General features: G+C 39.7%; 11 protein-coding genes. 5 read left to right on the top strand and 6 right to left on the bottom strand.

Annotated features, from left to right (window positions below):
• Nucleotides 1-18: 18 nt before the first annotated feature.
• From CXF71_RS02555 to CXF71_RS02545, 3 genes are read right to left on the bottom strand one after another with little or no spacing between them, the layout of a single operon-like run.
• Nucleotides 19-2,454 carry an ABC transporter permease gene (locus CXF71_RS02555; RefSeq protein ID WP_101231432.1) on the bottom strand — a complete coding sequence of 812 codons (2,436 nt, stop codon included), beginning with the start codon at nucleotides 2,452-2,454 and terminating at the stop codon, nucleotides 19-21.
• Complete coding sequence (locus CXF71_RS02550) at nucleotides 2,451-3,170, bottom strand: ABC transporter ATP-binding protein (protein ID WP_101231431.1); 720 nt, start codon at nucleotides 3,168-3,170, stop codon at nucleotides 2,451-2,453. The genes CXF71_RS02555 and CXF71_RS02550 overlap by 4 nt, the downstream gene beginning before the upstream one ends.
• A gap of 45 nt (nucleotides 3,171-3,215) precedes the next feature.
• On the bottom strand, nucleotides 3,216-4,463 hold the full coding sequence (locus tag CXF71_RS02545) for an efflux RND transporter periplasmic adaptor subunit (RefSeq protein WP_101231430.1): 1,248 nt from the start codon (nucleotides 4,461-4,463) through the stop codon (nucleotides 3,216-3,218).
• Between the two features lie 412 nt (nucleotides 4,464-4,875).
• On the opposite strand from CXF71_RS02545, the gene CXF71_RS02540 reads away from it, so the two are divergent.
• Nucleotides 4,876-5,400, top strand: a complete 525-nt coding sequence (locus CXF71_RS02540; RefSeq protein WP_101231429.1) for a GNAT family N-acetyltransferase — start codon at nucleotides 4,876-4,878, stop codon at nucleotides 5,398-5,400.
• A 26-nt stretch (nucleotides 5,401-5,426) separates the two neighbouring features.
• Here CXF71_RS02540 and CXF71_RS02535 read toward each other — a convergent pair whose 3' ends face one another.
• Nucleotides 5,427-7,034 carry a GMC family oxidoreductase gene (locus CXF71_RS02535; protein ID WP_101231428.1) on the bottom strand — a complete coding sequence of 536 codons (1,608 nt, stop codon included), beginning with the start codon at nucleotides 7,032-7,034 and terminating at the stop codon, nucleotides 5,427-5,429.
• A 368-nt stretch (nucleotides 7,035-7,402) separates the two neighbouring features.
• Here CXF71_RS02535 and CXF71_RS02530 point away from each other — a divergent pair, with 368 nt between their 5' ends.
• Nucleotides 7,403-9,004, top strand: coding sequence for a methyl-accepting chemotaxis protein (locus CXF71_RS02530; RefSeq protein WP_101231427.1), 1,602 nt, complete (start codon nucleotides 7,403-7,405; stop codon nucleotides 9,002-9,004).
• A gap of 128 nt (nucleotides 9,005-9,132) precedes the next feature.
• Here CXF71_RS02530 and CXF71_RS02525 read toward each other — a convergent pair whose 3' ends face one another.
• Nucleotides 9,133-11,904, bottom strand: coding sequence for a methyl-accepting chemotaxis protein (locus tag CXF71_RS02525; RefSeq protein ID WP_101231426.1), 2,772 nt, complete (start codon nucleotides 11,902-11,904; stop codon nucleotides 9,133-9,135).
• 380 nt (nucleotides 11,905-12,284) lie between these two features.
• Nucleotides 12,285-13,187 carry a LysR family transcriptional regulator gene (locus tag CXF71_RS02520; RefSeq protein WP_101231425.1) on the bottom strand — a complete coding sequence of 301 codons (903 nt, stop codon included), beginning with the start codon at nucleotides 13,185-13,187 and terminating at the stop codon, nucleotides 12,285-12,287.
• A 120-nt stretch (nucleotides 13,188-13,307) separates the two neighbouring features.
• On the opposite strand from CXF71_RS02520, the gene CXF71_RS02515 reads away from it, so the two are divergent.
• The 3 genes from CXF71_RS02515 to CXF71_RS02505 all read left to right on the top strand — a co-directional run bounded on the left by CXF71_RS02515 (nucleotide 13,308) and on the right by CXF71_RS02505 (nucleotide 17,380).
• Nucleotides 13,308-14,999, top strand: coding sequence for an L-lactate permease (locus CXF71_RS02515; RefSeq protein ID WP_101231424.1), 1,692 nt, complete (start codon nucleotides 13,308-13,310; stop codon nucleotides 14,997-14,999).
• Between the two features lie 102 nt (nucleotides 15,000-15,101).
• Nucleotides 15,102-15,911, top strand: a complete 810-nt coding sequence (locus CXF71_RS02510; protein ID WP_101231423.1) for a (Fe-S)-binding protein — start codon at nucleotides 15,102-15,104, stop codon at nucleotides 15,909-15,911.
• Nucleotides 15,908-17,380: a LutB/LldF family L-lactate oxidation iron-sulfur protein gene (locus CXF71_RS02505; protein WP_101231422.1), complete on the top strand. Its 1,473-nt coding sequence runs from the start codon at nucleotides 15,908-15,910 to the stop codon at nucleotides 17,378-17,380. Before CXF71_RS02510 ends, CXF71_RS02505 begins: the two co-directional genes overlap by 4 nt.
• Nucleotide 17,381: the final 1 nt, after the last annotated feature.

Genomic DNA, 17,381 nt, shown 5'->3' with positions numbered 1-17,381 from the left:
AATTTAAAGTATGGTTTGTTACTCGTTTCTCAGTGCCTTAATCGGATCGCTGGCGATGATCTTTTTAGCTGGAAAGTAACAGGCAGCTAGCGCAATGGCGATTAATGCCAGTAAGCAACTTGATACCATCACCCAGTCAAAACTCAACCATTGGTTGATATGCTGCTGTGCGAAACTATAAAGTATCACAGCTAACAGCAAACTGAAGCCAAAACCCGCAGCAATGGGGGTAAATGACTCACCAATAAACTCAAGTAAAATACGCTTACTCTTCGCGCCAAGTGACATACGTATACCTAATTCATAGCGGCGCATTTGACTGTTATAGCTAATAACACCATAAATACCAACGGCAGCCAAGAGCAAAGCAAAAAGTCCTAATACTAAACTTAGCCATAAGGTGAGTTTTTTCTGGTAAACCAATTGTTCATGTATGTCTGAAATAGAGGTGAATTTCCATACTTTAACCTCAGCAAAGTGCTCATCAAGTAAATTAATAATCTGTGATTTATCTAAAGTCTTGCCATCTTGCATTCTGATAATGAAATTGGTGCGAGAAGACGAAAAATACATCATAGCACCCTGAGTTTTTTCATGGTTGTAAGGGTTGTAAATATTGTCTACAACGCCAATGACTGTCGAGGTATCACCACCTGCAGAGTAAACCACCTTACCAATAATATCTTCAATTTTTCCGTTACCATTACCTATGCCAGCAATCACTTTTGTCGCAGCAGCTTTGCTTAAAATAATGGTGTCAGTATCGTCTCTGACATCTTGTTGATTATAGCCGCGGCCAGCAAGCACTTTTAAACCAACGGTATTAAAATAATTGTCATCAATGAATACAAAAGAGAAGTGACCTAACTTAACACTGTCGTTATTAAATAGTCCGGTGTTGCTACTGCCACGCCTGATAGGAGGATTACTAGCGCGTGATATTTTTGATACGCCATTCATTTTTTGTAGCTGGTTAAGTAAATCACGAGAAAGTTGCATTTTAGCTTCATCTTCAGGATAACCTTCTCCAATATCTAACTTCAGGTTGTACAGGTTTTCATCATCAAAACCTAGCGGGTGATTTAACACGTTAAGCGCGTTAGTCATCACTAAGCTAGTCACTAATAACAATAACGTTGCTAAACAAATTTGACTGGCAATGAGTGTATTACGTACCTTAGCGTTAACTTGTGCGCCAGTACCTTTACCGCTAGATTGCAGTTGTGAAATTAACTGTTTATGGTTAATCAGTTTTAAGGTAATAACGGAAAATATGAGTGACAAGGTTAACGTTAATACACCAGCAAAGGCGACGGCAGTTAAGTCTAATGACAACTCGGATAAACGCGGTAGTGCATGACTGGCGACACTACGTAATAGCTCAATGCTCCAGCCCGCAATAACTAAACCAATAATCATTGAAGCGGTACATAACAATAGACTTTCTAACCAAATATCGAAAAATAGATGTTTAAGTTTTGCGCCTAATGTTGCTTGTATCACCAAAGCACGCTGTCTTTGCGCTGCTCTTGAAAAGAATAAGTTAACGATATTGGCACAAGCAATGAGGAGCAATACTCCAGCACCCAAAAGCACCAATAAACCTATATATTTATTATCACCAATGATGGCCACTTGGAAATCTTGAAATTGAGCGACAATTGCCTGATGTTTCGCTTTACCCACTCGACCATTTTGTTGAAAGATAGGGTCAACAAGGGTATTAAATTCCGCAGTGACTTGCGCTATTGATGACGTTGGCGCTAATTTACCTATAGCTGAGGTAGCACTATATACATAGTTCCAGCTTTCCTCATCTTGGCCATGAAAATCCCATGGTAACCAGATTTGTGAATTGGCATCGTCAGCAAAGTTGCTTGGCTCAGCAAAGCTCGAAGCGACCACACCAACTACTTTATATTGCTGTTCGCCTAAGGTAATACTCTGACCGAGAATATTGGCATCTTTTCCATACTGTGTACGCCATAGCTGTTCACTAATTAAGGCATTGGCCTTATGGCTATCAATATTCTCTTGGTCAGTAAAAGCACGCCCCATAAGCATGGGAGTACCTAACAGGTCAAAATATTCAGGGGTAACGTAACTGATCTCAGTTAACGGTTTATCGCGTAAACTTGCCAAGATTGCGTTATCACGAAAAACCAACGCCATGCTCTCTAAGCTTTTTTGCTTTTGATACATTAACTTTTGCGCGACAAAATATTGCGATCCAGAAAATTTTCTATCACCTTCCTGTAATTCTTGCTCCATTAAAATTAACTTTTGAGCATCAGGATAAGGCAACGCCTTAAACAGCAATAAATGATTTAAACTAAAGGCCGCTAATAAAACACCTAAGGTTAATGACAGGGTAAAAACAGTGGTTAAGACAAAACCAGGTACTCGAGATAAACTCGCAGCAGTGGTTTTTATATCGTTAATTAAAAATCTCATACTGCCTCCTGTAAGGCACTTTCCAGGGCAATGTTATCTAAAATAATACCGTCTAATAAATTCAATTTAATTTTAGCGTGATCAGCATATCTCGGATCATGGGTAACCATACAAATGGTGGTCCCTTCTTTATTTAAGTCATCTAATAAAGCCATCACTAAATCACCATTTTTAGAATCTAAGTTACCGGTAGGCTCATCCACTAATAAAATACTGGGTTTGCCAACGAGTGCGCGGGCAATAGCTATACGCTGTTGCTGACCACCAGAAAGTTGGTTTGGTTTGTGTGAACAACGGTGCTGCATTTCTACTTTTTTAAGACTGCTCATCACTTGCTCATCAACTTCTTTCGCAGATAACTTTGGCTCACGATATTTCAACGGCAAGGCAACATTGTCATAAACGCTTATTTCATCAATTAAATTAAATGCTTGGAAAATAAAACCAATATGTAAGTTTCTTATTTCAGCGCGCTCGTCTGCCGTTAAGTTTGCTACTTCTTGGCCTTTAATTAAGTAACTGCCGCTTGTTGGTGTATCTAATAAACCTAACAGTGATAACAGGGTTGATTTACCGCAGCCTGATGGCCCAGAAATTGAGAGGTAATCACCCTCAAAAATTGCCATGTTAATGTCACGTAGCGCATGCGTTTCCATGTCTATTTTTGAATAAACTTTTTGGATGTTTTTAAGTTCGATAAGTGCTTGCTTGGTCATGATTTAGTCCTTTTTAATTAATTAGTTACTAATAATAAGTGGCTATTAATCAGTTATTGTTAGGCTATGGTTTGGTGACCAGCTAGAAGTATCTGAAACAATAAATTGTTCACCTTCACTAGCACCAGAAAGTAATTCGATGTTATTACCAATAACGCGACCAAACTTCATGGTGCGTAGTGTTGCAGTTTGTTGGTTGGCAAGTAAAGTAAAAACCTGACTACTTGAGTGAGCTTTAACGCCAACAGGCTGTTTTATGTAAAGGGCATTGCTAAGCATGCCGATTTCAATTTTTCCTTCTACTTTCAGCTCTGGTCTGGCATTCACGGGTAATGCTTGGGTAATATCGATATCAATAACGACACTGCCGTTAGTAATCACCGGATCTATACGGTTCACTACACCGCTAACAAAGGCACTGCGGGTATTGATTATCGCTTTATGGCCAATGGCAATATCTTGCGCCTCATTTTGAGGGATTTTCAGTTGCGCTATCATGGTTTTATTACTTGCTACCAGTGCCAATTTCTCACCTGCGGCGACACTTTGTCCTAGGGTGACGGGCGTTGATTGTAAAACCCCTTCAATATCTGCGCGAATCACTAAGCCTGCTTGTAACGACAGCTTTAATGCTAAGTTGGCATCAAGCTGTTTAGCCCATTGCCCTTGCACGCTAATTTTTTCTTGGTGAGCACTTTGAAGGTGCTCTAATCTTTGCTGCTCTATGTCTAATTGCTCTGCTAGTTGAGTAGCGGCAAGTTTAGAGCGTTTAAAATCGAGCGATGATACTATGCCTTTAGCGGCCAATCCTGATTGTGCTTCAACTTTTAACTCTGCCGCCGCTAGGTTTGATTTAATTTGTACTAGTATTGCCTGATGCGCCAAATAGGCACTTTTTTGATTAATCTTCAACTCACGCAAGCCAGCTTGGTGTCGAGCAAGTTCCATTTGTGCATTATTTACTTGTAGGCGTAAATCAGGGTTACTTAATTTCATAATGACGGTATCAGCGATTACCTGTGTGCCAGGTAACACTAAAATTTCTTCAATTGTGGCTACCGTTGGTGATGTTAAGAAACGTTTATGCTTAGAAATTAATTTGCCAAAGCCGGAAATGGTAAAAGGTAAATCACTTTTTTGTACTGCAGCTATTCTCAATTCACTGCGCGATACCTTAGTATCCGAACTGGCTTGAGTGATTTGCCAAACACTAAACACTAGAGCACCAACAATAAATGCTGCGGGTTTTATCCACGAGCGTTTTTTCACTGGTGTGGTTTTTATGATATCCATGTTGCTTCTCTCCACGCTTTTATATCCATGCTGCTTTTTAAGACAGCTTCAGGTTGATAGCGATAATTCCAGGTAACTTAATCTCTATAGAGCGAATAGTGTGCCAGTTTTTAGTATGCTGATTTTAAAGGGGTTATTATAAAAAGTATGATTTTAGGTAAATAGAGCTTACCGAAAAAGGGAAGGTTTTCTGAAAAACGTGAAAAAAAGAGTTAAGCGGCTTATTTCTATTTTTAGTGCGTTGTGCGGGAATTGTCATCGTCATTTACCGGTTATGAATCACTTCTCATAGGCATTTTCTTTTATGGTTTCTACAGCATTGAAAGTATGGGATATTAACGTGATGAGGTAACGTATGTAGCAGCCTTATTTTCAAGCCCACATAGGAATAATTAACAGCCAAGGAAATAACGTGAAACTAACCGGAAAAAGAATACAACTATCCCCCCTTGATCATTCTGACTATGATCTATTTATCGAACTATCAATGTCTTCACAGGTGATGGAGCACGTATATACGCCATTTACTTATGCAGAGGCAAAGGCTGCTTTTGAGGTTAAATCACAACCTTGGGCAGCAACAAGTGAACACTGGCTTACGTTGGGGATAACCGAAATAGTTACCGGTGAAAAACTGGGTAGTATCGGGGTGAAAATTGTTAATCATCAGGCTAATATTGCTGAAGTAGGTTTTATGGTGAAACCCAGTGCCCAAGGTAAAGGGTTTGCCAGCGAAGCGTTAAGCCTGCTTAAAGAATATGCCTTTACGGAGTTGGGGGTGAATAAGTTAACGGCTACTTGTTCGGTGAATAATATTGGTTCATATCAGTTGTTAGAGAAATTAGGTTTTGAGCGTGAAGACTGCTTACGCCAAAACACTAAACTCAATAATAAGTTGGTTGATGATTATGTTTATGGACTATGTTTAGCAATGTAATCCTCTAAATTGGTTAGTCATAAATATTAATTTGCTAAAATCATATCCGCAGCTTTTTCACCAATCATAATGGTTGGTGCATTGGTATTGCCAGTGATGATTTTAGGCATTATTGACGCATCTACCACTCTTAAATTTTGCATGCCGTGTACTCTTAGTTGAGAATCTACCACAGCCATTTCATCGGCTACTGGTCCCATTTTACAAGTACCACAAGGGTGGTACTGGGTATCTGCACGGTTGCGAATATCTTTCTCAAGTTGCTCGTCATTACCATTTTCAACAAAATAAAGCATCTTCTTTCGAATGGAAGAAAAGGGCTTTCCCTCAAGAATATCTTGCATCTTTTTTGCGGCGCGTTTGATTATTTCCATGTCTTTATCTTGATGAAAGAAATTAGGATCTATCGCGAGGGAATCTTCAGGATTACTACTGTTAAGTTTTACTTCACCAACACTATCAGGGCGTAACAAGGTAATATGGCAACTGTAACCATGGCCAAAATTAACCGTTCTTGCATGGTTATCAGCAATAGCAGGGACAAATATCAGCTGCGCATCAGGCGCTACTAAGTCGCTTTCGGTGCTAAAAAAAGCCCCAGATTCAGCTAAAGAACTGGTGACTTTTCCCGTTCGAGTCTTTCTCCATTCGGATATCCATTTAAGTACTCTAAAGCTGCCTCTAACGGAGAAACCAAAAGTATCGTGGCGACTATCCACTTTAAAGGTTTGCACATAATCAATATGGTCTTGTAAGTTTTGACCAACGCCAGGTAAATCATGAACACTGGTGATGCCTTTATCTTTTAAATGTTGCTTGGCGCCAACACCTGACAACATTAAAATTTGTGGCGAACCAAATGCGCCGCTGCTGAGGATAACCTCTTTATTACAGAGGATTTCAATCGTCTTATTATTTTTTTTGTAGCGCACACCCACAGCCGTTTTATCTTCAAAAAGTACTTTTTCAGTTAATGCGTGGGTAATAATGGTTAAGTTTTTTCGTGCTTTATTAGGCGTTAAATACGCCTTGGCGGCACTACAACGTTCACCATTTTTTATGGTTCGCTGATATAAGAAAACGCCCTCTTGCTCAGCGCCATTGCAATCATCGGTATGTTTAATACCCTGTTGTACACATGAATCAATGAACATCTGATTGAGGTCACTGGCATGACTTGCACTAGAAACGCCTAATGGACCATCTACATTATGATATTTATCGTTAAATACTTCATTTGCTTCTGATTTTTTAAAGTAAGGTAGTATGTCTTCATAGCTCCAACCTTCATTACCAAGCGCAGCCCAGTTGTCGTAATCCCACTTATTGCCTCGAACATATAACATCGCATTAGTGGATGAACTGCCACCTAAGGTTTTTCCTCTTGGTTGATAACCTTTTCGACCATTCAAACCTGCCTGTGGGATTGTTTCAAAGGCCCAGTTATTCAGTTTAGTTGGCAACATGGCGGCTAAACCAATCGGCGCATGAATAAAAACACTTTTATCAGGCCCTCCAGCTTCTAAAAGGCACACTGATACATTGGGATCTTCAGATAAGCGCGCTGCAACGACACAACCAGCAGAGCCGGCGCCAACAATAATATAATCAAATTTATCCAATGTATTTTTCATTATTTAGCCCTTGTAGATAAGCTTACTGATTGTACCAGTCGCCTAAATTAACGCTTTATCAGTGAGATGGCTAGAGAAACCTTGTTCTTTTTTTAGGCTTGGGTTGACCGGATCTTATTGTGTTAACTCTCTTGGTCGGCTTGTGCTGCAAAAGTTTTTTTTACCGCTTAAAGTATTTCGGAGGTACACCTCATGTTATTGATAAACTATTTATTTGGGGTATTTAAGCGACTTAGGTTGACGATAGAAGCTCTGTAAATATCTGAGAAAAATAGATTTTTATGGGCACTATCCTATACTTGATTTCTTTTTAGTGTATAAGTATTTAAGTGTACTTTCATTCAACGTATTAAGCTCGGGAGAAGTGAATGGCTTCAATTAGTAAAAAAGTCTTACTAGGTTACTTACTAGTGTTAATTGTCGCTATTGCGGCTTCAGTGACTTTATTTGGTGCGGCGAGCGAGGTAAAACAGCGGACTAGCCAGTTCATTGGAGAAACTTTGCCTGAGTTAAATGATTTACAACAAGTGAAACAATCGTTAGATGCAATACAAATAGCGGCCTACGGATTATATGGCACTATGATTGAAGCGAATGAATTTACCCGTGTGATGAGTAAGAACAAACAACATTTTGATGAATTACTTGTCGCCAATGGTGTTTTAGCATCGCACCAAGAACATCAAACAATCGTTGCAGAAATTAAGGTTCTAGTTAGCGTGATGACTCGTCTTCATGGGGTTATGACTGCTGATGAGGTTGATTGGGATGGTGCGCGTGAGATATTAGCTGACGTCGATACATACTCAAGAAATGTCTCAAATAAGTTAACCCAAATAAGTAATGATGTCAGCCTAGATGCGAGCAATAGCTCAACAGCAATCCATACCGAAATTGCTGATATTCAACTACTGGTTCTCGCACTACTTGCGAGCATAGTGACTGTAGCTGGCGTTGCTTACACCCTTTCTCATAAAAAAATTGCCTTACCTATTCGGGCGCTTGCTGAAGAATTAGATCATGTAGCGAAAAGTTATGATTTAACGAGAGTGGTGCCAACGCTTTCTAATGATGAAATTGGTCTTGCTGCACAAAGTGTTAATCGCCTACTTAGAGCGTTTAATAGCGGTATTACCGATGTCAGAAATATCGCAAATAATATCAATGAGCTGGTTGATGTGCTTGGTTCAACGTCTGAAAATGCAGACGTACAAGTTAATCTGTTGAATGAGAAAATAGAGCAGTTATTATCAAGTATGATGACTTTAGAGGCCCAAATAGAACAGGGTTTTGAACAGTCACATAATGCGTCAGAGCAAGCGAAAGAAGGCGCACAAGCTGTTGAAAATGGTGCACAACAAGTCGCTAAAACGTCGACAAGTATTTCTGCCTTAGCGAATGATATTGAAGCATCATCGGGCATGCTAATTGAGTTACGAAAATCGGGTGATCAAGTCTCAACTGTTGTCAGTACTATTGCGAGTATTGCCGATCAAACCAATTTATTAGCCCTAAATGCAGCAATAGAAGCGGCAAGAGCGGGTGAGTCTGGTCGAGGTTTTGCTGTTGTTGCTGATGAAGTTAGAACGCTTGCCACGCGTACTCATCAGTCAACGATTGAAATTAATACTATGTTGGCAGGCATTGTTAGTGCCATTTCTCAAATAGTCACCTCGATGGAAAATAATCAAAAGCAGGCTGACCAAGCGGTTTCTTTGTCACAAGCAACGGTTGAGTCATTGTCAGTTATTCAATCAAGCATATTGAATTTAAGCAGTGTAAGTACTGACGTTGCAAATCAGGCTGAGCATTCACATAATCAAGTGGTTGATATGCGATCGTGGGTAGAAGATTTTAAAGCAGTCGGTGATGCGGTTTGCCAAGGCAGTATGGAAAGTCGAGATACTTCATTAAAAATGACTGAACTCGCTGTTAGCTTTAACAAGTCCGTTGAACTATTTCGTACTTAACTCTTAGGAATTAAAAGCTGACATTGAACCTTAAAAATTTCAATGACACAGTACCATTGTATTGTCGGCATCCACACAATGGTACTCATAAACAATAGCGACTAAGTATGGCCTGATTAGTCCGTTAACTACACTTTAAAAAATGACATTTCACTTTCTAATTCACTGGCCAATCTGGCTAGTTCGACGCTAGATTCGGCGATATTATCGGTCGCTTGACTCGTTTCGGTTACACCAGAATTGAGTGTTTCAACACTCTTTAGAATTTCTTCAACGACCACTGCTTGCTCTTCTGCGGCGCTGGCTATTTGTATACTTAAATCATTGATGTTTTGCATTTTACCCGCAATAACTTGATTTAACTCAGTGGCTTCTTTGGCATTCGCTTGAACTTCGCTAGCCTGTGTCACACTGTTCGCCATTATCTCCACTGATGAATTAGCGCCGAGAGTAATATTTGAAATCATGCCATCAATTTCTGTTGTCGCTTCTTGGGTACGCTTTGCCAGTTGGCGTACTTCATCAGCTACCACAGCAAAACCTCTTCCTTGCTCTCCTGCTCTAGCTGCTTCTATCGCAGCGTTTAACGCCAATAAGTTAGTTTGATCGGCGATACTCTTAATGACATTTAAGACAGTAACGACTTGTTCAAAATCTGATCTAACTTTCTGTACACTTTGCTCTGATTCTTGAATTTGAGCTGACATAGCGACAATGGAATTATAAGTGCCCTCCAGTTTTTGAGAACCATCAACAACCATTAATTGAATTTCATCTACTGCAGCTGCAGTGTTAGTTGTATTCTGCGCTACTTCACCAATGGTCGCTCCCATCTCTTGCATTGCTGTTGCTAATTGTTCTGATATCGATTGTTGCTCCGTTACTGTAGCACTTGTTTGTGTGGTGATTGCAGCGAGCTCTTCCGATGTTGATGCTTGTTGTAGCGCAACGCCTGAAATATTTTGTACCATCTTATTGAGGTTTAAAATCATTTGCTGAATTGCCAACTGCAATACACCCACTTCATCATTAGAGGTTTGTTTTACTTCTATATTAAGTTCGCCATTCGCCACTGCTTGAGCGACATTTGCTATTTCAATAATTGGCGTAGCCGTTCTTTTTGCCACAAAAAAGCCGATAAAGGCAACGAAAGCGGCCAAAATTAACATTAATATAATCATAAATTTAGTGTTGTTATGGATAGAAGCAAAAGCTTCGGGTTCATCCATTTCAGATAATACCGCCCATTTGAAGTGACCAAAATCAATATAGTCAAAAGAGGATAATACAGGGTTACCGTTATAATCGATGATAATGTCTGTATTTTTTTCTTTGGCTAAGGCGCGTCTGGCAGCTTCTGTATCAACGCCATTTGTGGCAACAGAGCCAGCAAAACTAGCCTTTACCGTATGTCCTGCTGGGTCGAGAAATGAATTACTGCGCATTTTTAAATCTTCACCAACAAGGTAGCTTTCACCTGTCTCGCCCATTCCTTCGCGAATACCCATAATTCTCTGTATACCTTCAAGAGGAAGTTGCAAGGCAATATACATGGAAGGCTGATTTTTATTGTTTAATAGTGGTTGAGCAATAAATGCTGCTGGATCATCATTACTCGGAGCATAAGGTGAGAAATCAACAAAACCGTAACTATTACTTTGGCTGATTTGTTGAACTAAGCTACCCAAATTTGAACTTGCATAAGCACCATTGAGTATATTGGTATTAAAGTCGGCCTCTTTGGTAACAGTGTAGAATATATGTCCATCAGGATTAATAAGAAATAAGTCATAATAGCCATATTTTTCAATATAGGTTCGATAAAACTCTTTTCCATCCGAGGTCACAGGATTTAATGCTTCAGTGACATCGATTTCTGAAATAATCGCCCACTTCACATTGTCTCCTACCTGAATATAATCCCAACTACTGACAACCGCGTTATTGTTGTAGTCTTGAATTATTGCCGTGCCTTTATTACCTTGCAGAGCGCTTTTAGTTGCGGTGGTGTTTACCTTGTTATCATCGGCAAAAGAAGCTTTTACCGAATACTTTGTTGGATCCAAAAAAGAATCGGAGCGCATTCTATTATCACTCCCGACCAGGTAAGACTCTCCTGAAGTACCAAGTCCTGTTCTATCACCTAAAATGGAATTGATTTTTTCAAGGGGTTGTTGGTAGGCAATATATCCAATGCGTTTATTATTTACGGTAACTGCTTTTACTGAAAATGACGCAGGTTCGTTATTACTTGGAGGATATGGCAGGAAATCAGCAAAATTAACATCATCAGACGATGATGATTTTGCCCGTGAAAAGGCTTGATTAAAAGAAGTATTCCCAAGGTCATTAACGACGTTTTTGCCTAAATCACTTTCACGAGTCACTGAATATATGATGTCACCTTTATTATTTAAGATGAAAAAATCGTACCAACCAAAATAGGTGAGTAGTGATTTATATGACTTATCATTTTCACTTAATGCTTGCTGCCATTTTGTTTTATTGGAGAAATTTGTATTTAGTCCAAATAATGATTTATGTAGTGAGGGGGCAGCAGCGAGAATTCTCAATTGGTTATTATTGTGATTGATGTAATCGAGAACTTGTGATTTTTTTAAGGTATTAACGCCCGTCAGTTGTTCGAAGGATCGTGTCTTTAATGTATCAGCAATATTAACTAAAACACCCATGTCTCCCTGACGTTCTTCAAAATATGTAATAATCGCCTGTTTTTTAATCTGATTTATTGCCGTTAATTGGTTGTAAACCTTGATAGTTACGTCACTTGAACTGTTAGACGTAGATATCGTTGCAATAATGATTGCAGGCAGGAGTCCAATTAAGATAAATAATAAGGTGAATTTCACTTTTAAATTTAAATTTTGAATGTATTTCATTATCAACCAGATACTTTTATAAGGTAAATGTTGTATAAGTAAGTAAAGTCTAATTACGGCTAAACATCAAATTAAAAAGTTAATGAAATCAAAGGCTAAATCACGGGCACGGTCAATAATTAACCATGTTTAACAATGCCTTAACTAAGTGTCTAGGGCTTTGGCAATAAAATTTAACAGGGAGAACGCTGCAAAAATAAATTTTAATATTTAGATGAATGTACAATATTGTAGCGTTAAGTACACCAGCTACAAGATGATTTTTTAACATTTAATAGTTCATTGATGGGGTTAGTTGTAGCATTGAGAGTGATGCCGATTTCCGTATTAGTCTGTCAATCGCTTGCACACTTAACGCACCCTAAAGTAATGGCAAAGTATTAGAAATACTCTGCCTTATGTTGATAGCAATCTTTGATATGTTCAATCAGCAAGCGTACTTTTTGCGATTGATGTTTGGTGTAAGGATACACCGCATAAATCCCCAATTGTCGGCCATGAAATGCAGGTAATAATTGTACTAAGTCACCCTGTTGCATATCTTCATAAACACTACAGCGCGGTATATAAACTATGCCGTATCCCGCCAATGCGGCTTTACGTAATGCTTGTGAATTATTGGTGGCAAAATTTCCTGATATTTTTACATAATATTCTTCGTCTGCCTGACTAAAATACCAATCATAGGCGCCTTTATCTTGATAGGTGTAGGCCATGCAGTTATGTCTGGAAAGTTCTTGCGGTGTGTGTGGCGTGCCATGTTTTTCAATATAACTGGGCGCACAACACACTATCCAGTTAGACTGCAGCAGAGGCTTTGCTATTAAACTCGAGTCACTTAACACGCCGGTTCTAATGGCTAAATCTTGCCCTTCTTTAATCAAGTCGACAAACTCATTTTCTAAACGCATTTCAACACGTAATTTAGGGTGCCGTTGGCAAAACTCCGCAACCGCTTGCGCGAGGATAAGTTCACCTGAAATAGTTGGTACCGTCATTTTAATAGTGCCGGTTAAGCCTTCACTAAAACTACTTACCGCACTCACGGCATCATTTACTTGGTTATTAATTTCTTTAGTGTGGCTGTAAAGCACTTCTCCCGCTTCCGTTAAACTTAATCGCCTTGTCGTTCTATACAGTAACTGTATGCCTAAGGTTTTCTCAAGTTTTGAAATTTTCTTACTAAGTGCTGCAGGCGATATGTCCGCCAACTTGGCCGCTTTGTTAAAAGACTTTGCTTCAACAATTAATGAAAATAAGGCTAATTCGCTAGCATTAGGCATCTATTATGTTCTTTTAGTTAATAATGAATTCATTATAGCGCTATATATAAACAATGTCGTTAGGGTTAGATTGTATAAAAATGTAACAAAACACCTGCTAAAAGTAGGGGAGAGAGAAATATGTCAATTACACTACAAGCTTTACTCGCGTTTATGCCTATTGCCCTGTCGGCAATATTACTTATAGGTCTTCATTGGCCAGCAAAAAAGGCTATGCCTGTTGTTTATACTGTCACAGCAGCAATAGCCTTTTTTGCCTGGGAAATGAGTTTTAATCGAATCATTGCTAGTTCAATTCAAGGGTTAATGATCACCATGGCCGTTTTGTGGATTATCTTTGGTGCAATCATGTTGCTTAATACCTTGCAGCATTCAGGCGCCATTTTACGGATAAGGGCCGGTTTCACTAATATCAGTCCAGACCGTAGAGTACAGGCGATTATCATTGCTTGGCTTTTTGGTTGTTTTATTGAGGGAGCATCAGGTTTTGGTACTCCTGCAGCCATTGCTGCGCCTTTATTAGTGGCTATTGGTTTCCCTGCCATATCGGCCGTAATGATTGGTATGATGATTCAGTCAACACCGGTGTCATTTGGCGCGGTAGGTACGCCCATTATTATAGGTGTCAGCAGTGGCTTAGATAAAAGTAATTTAACGGAGCAGTTAATTGCAAATGGTAGTAGTTGGGAACAATTTTTACAGTTAATTACTTCTGAAGTTGCCATTGGTCATGCCATTGTTGGTACGTTAATGCCGCTTTTCATGGTGGTGATGTTGACGCGATTTTTTGGTCAAAATAGAAGTTGGAAAGAAGGTTTTGAAATTACGCCTTTCGCACTGTTTGCCGGTTTAGCATTTACTATCCCTTACGCACTAACCGGCGTTTTTCTTGGCGCTGAATTCCCTTCACTCATTGGCGCGTTAGTCGGTATGGCGATTGTAGTGCCCTTAGCAAAACGTGGTTTTTTGATGCCCAAAAAATCGTGGGATTTCGCACCGAAAGAACAGTGGCCTGCGCACTGGTTAGGCAAAATATCATTCAAACAAGATAATAACGAAGCTAAAAAGTCGATGTCATTAACGCGAGCCTGGTTACCGTATTTACTTGTCGCAATAATTTTAGTGCTTAGCCGTGTTTCAACTGAGTTTAAAGCGTTGTTAAAGAGTATTTCCTTTGGCTTTAATAATATTTTGGGTGAAGTCGGTATTAGCGCCAGTGTTCAGCCTTTTTACCTACCCGGTGGTATTTTGTTTTTTGTTTGTCTCGTGACGTTATTTTTACATCAGATGAAATTTAAACAAGTTGTTGATGCGGCTAAACAGTCAACTACTACCTTAGTAGGTGCAGGTTTTGTGCTGGTATTTACCATTCCTATGGTGCGTATTTTAATTAATTCGGGTGTCAATGGTGCTGATCTAGCAGCCATGCCTGTTGCTATGGCAAGTTTTGTTGCGCAAACCTTTGGTGATCTATATCCATTATTTGCCCCAAGTGTTGGTGCATTGGGTGCCTTTATTGCAGGTTCAAATACTGTTAGTAATATGATGTTAAGCCAGTTTCAATTTGAAGTAGCTAATGCCTTGTCTGTTTCAGGTGCTTTGTTAGTGGCTTTACAAGCGATAGGCGCTGCTGCGGGTAATATGATTGCCATTCATAATGTCGTAGCCGCTTCCGCTACCGTGGGCTTATTAGGGCAAGAAGGCAGAACATTGCGCAAAACCATATTACCCACTATTTATTATGTACTGGCCGTTGGTGTACTTGGCTTAATTGCTATCAACGTATTTAACATCAGCGATCCCCTTTTATAACTAAATAAAAGGCTAAGTAACGCATTAAGTAACTTAGCCTAGTAAAGGGCCAAGTAAATAGTAATCAAAGTTTAAAAGACATTTAAAAATAGAGAGCAAACTATGCAACAAGTTAACACTCAGCATCTTCGTAATTATCCTAAAAAACCGACGCAGGTTTATTTATTTGGCACCTGTATCGTCGATAGCTTTTTTCCTGATTCGGGCATGGATGCTATTCTGTTATTGGAGCGCGAAGGTATTGAAGTTATCTATCCGCAAGGGCAGAGCTGTTGTGGTCAACCCGCTTATAATTCAGGTTATAAAGAGGAAGCCAAAGCGGTTGCTTTAGCCCAAGTAAAACAATTCCCTTTGGATATTCCTATTGTTGTTATTTCGGGATCTTGTGGCGGCATGATGCGTCATCATTACCTTGATTTACTCGGTGATTCAGTAGGGGATTCAGTCGGTAATAATGCAGAAATAACAAATTTTTGTCAGCGAGTTTTCGAGTTTACCGAATTCTTAGTAAATGTGTTGCGTTTAAAACCAATCGATCAAGGCCCAAAAGAGCGTGTTGCCTTACATACGTCTTGTGCGGCTAGAAGGGAGATGGGTGTTCACATCACCGGAAATAAATTAATTTCTCAACTAGCGAACGTTGAATTAGTGCTACATGACTATGAAAGTGAATGTTGTGGTTTTGGTGGTACCTTTGCGGTCAAACATGCTGATATCTCTGCCGCTATGGTCGCTGATAAAAGTAAGAACCTTGTCGCAAGTGATGTTGTTAGATATGTCAGCGCTGACCATGGCTGCATGATGAATATAAATGGCGCGCTCGATTATCAAAATGAGTCCTTACGCGGTGAACATATCGCTAGTTATTTACTTAACCGCATAAAAGGTAAAACGGCTAAGGCAGTGCTATGAAACAGTTTAACGAAGCAGAAAGTAAATATGCCGCATCAGCTAAAGCTTTTCGAGACAACGTTACCCGAGACCTTGGCAATGAAGAGCTAAGATCAAACTTTAGAGGGGCGATGGATTATTTGATGGCTAAGCGTAAAGACGCTTTTTCATCAGCAGATGAGCTTGAAGTATTACGTGAACAGTGCAAATTAATTAAGCAACGTTGTTTAGCAAAATTACCGCATTTACTTGAGCAATTAGAAGACAAACTTGAAAGTAATGGCATTAAGGTGCATTGGGCTGAAACGATCACCGAAGCCAATGAGATTATTGCCCAGCTGATTGCCCAAAAAAAGGGTAAAACCGTCGTTAAAGGTAAATCGATGGTGTCAGAAGAAACGGCACTGAATGACTACCTTGAAGAGCGCAATGTAGAATGTCTTGAGTCAGATATGGGCGAATACATAGTGCAATTGGCCAAGCAACATCCGTCCCATATTATCATGCCGGCGATCCATCAAAATAAACAACAAGTGGCACAATTATTTGCCGATAATATTGAAGGTTTTGAGTACAGTACCGATGTTGATACCCTTATACAACAAGGTAGAACAATACTTAGAGACAAATTTTGTCAGGCTGATGTGGGCATTTCAGGTGTTAATTTTGCTGTTGCTGAAACCGGTACACTTTGCTTAGTTGAAAACGAAGGTAATGGCCGTATGTGTACCACCATACCGGATTTACATATTGCGATAACCGGCATAGAAAAAGTAGTGGAGCATTTATCAGACGTGCCACCCTTGTTAAGTTTGTTAACACGTAGTGCTACTGGTCAGGCTATTTCAACCTACTTTAATATGATCAATTCACCGCGAAAAGAGGGTGAAAAAGACGGCCCGAAAGAAGTGCACTTGGTGTTACTCGATAATGGTCGTAGCCAAGCCTTTGCCGATGAAGAATTAAGGCAAACTTTGCAGTGTATTCGTTGTGGTGCCTGTATGAACCATTGTCCCGTTTACACCCGTATAGGTGGTCATGCTTACGGTACCGTTTATCCTGGTCCTATTGGTAAAATTATTTCGCCACACATGTTAGGGCTTGATGCGACCAGTAATTTACCAACGGCATCTACCTTATGTGGTGCGTGTGGTGAAGTCTGTCCCGTTAAAATCCCAATTCCTAAAATATTATTACGTTTGCGCGAAGAAAGTGTCAAACCTAAAAGTGATAAACCTCAAGTGATGCAAGGGCAGGGAGCAGGTCGCAGTCATGTTGAAGCATTAATCTGGAAAGTCTGGTCGCAAGTGCATAAATCATCAACACTGTATGCCTTATCCATGTGGGGATTAACACGCTTTCGTTTTTTAATGCCGAAAAAATTGGGTGGCTGGACAAGTGTTAGAACGGCGCCTAAACCGGCAGCAAAAACCTTACATGAGCGGCTTAAGTCCAAACAAGAAAAGCAATCAGATCACGGCCGAGGATAAC

Source organism: Colwellia sp. 12G3 (genome assembly GCF_002836775.1).
Taxonomy (GTDB): Bacteria; Pseudomonadota; Gammaproteobacteria; order Enterobacterales; family Alteromonadaceae; genus Colwellia.
Note: the sequence above shows the minus strand (reverse complement) of the source record. Positions and strands in the feature narration are given on the sequence as shown.

What these genes read in the sequence shown, in the direction of transcription:
- CXF71_RS02555 (WP_101231432.1), bottom strand. Translation starts at nt 2,454, where the DNA reads ATGAGATTTTTAATTAACGATATAAAAACCACTGCTGCGAGTTTATCT.
- CXF71_RS02550 (WP_101231431.1), bottom strand. Translation starts at nt 3,170, where the DNA reads ATGACCAAGCAAGCACTTATCGAACTTAAAAACATCCAAAAAGTTTAT.
- CXF71_RS02545 (WP_101231430.1), bottom strand. Translation starts at nt 4,463, where the DNA reads ATGGATATCATAAAAACCACACCAGTGAAAAAACGCTCGTGGATAAAA.
- CXF71_RS02535 (WP_101231428.1), bottom strand. Translation starts at nt 7,034, where the DNA reads ATGAAAAATACATTGGATAAATTTGATTATATTATTGTTGGCGCCGGC.
- CXF71_RS02530 (WP_101231427.1), top strand. Translation starts at nt 7,403, where the DNA reads ATGGCTTCAATTAGTAAAAAAGTCTTACTAGGTTACTTACTAGTGTTA.
- CXF71_RS02525 (WP_101231426.1), bottom strand. Translation starts at nt 11,904, where the DNA reads ATGAAATACATTCAAAATTTAAATTTAAAAGTGAAATTCACCTTATTA.
- CXF71_RS02520 (WP_101231425.1), bottom strand. Translation starts at nt 13,187, where the DNA reads ATGCCTAATGCTAGCGAATTAGCCTTATTTTCATTAATTGTTGAAGCA.
- CXF71_RS02515 (WP_101231424.1), top strand. Translation starts at nt 13,308, where the DNA reads ATGTCAATTACACTACAAGCTTTACTCGCGTTTATGCCTATTGCCCTG.
- CXF71_RS02510 (WP_101231423.1), top strand. Translation starts at nt 15,102, where the DNA reads ATGCAACAAGTTAACACTCAGCATCTTCGTAATTATCCTAAAAAACCG.
- CXF71_RS02505 (WP_101231422.1), top strand. Translation starts at nt 15,908, where the DNA reads ATGAAACAGTTTAACGAAGCAGAAAGTAAATATGCCGCATCAGCTAAA.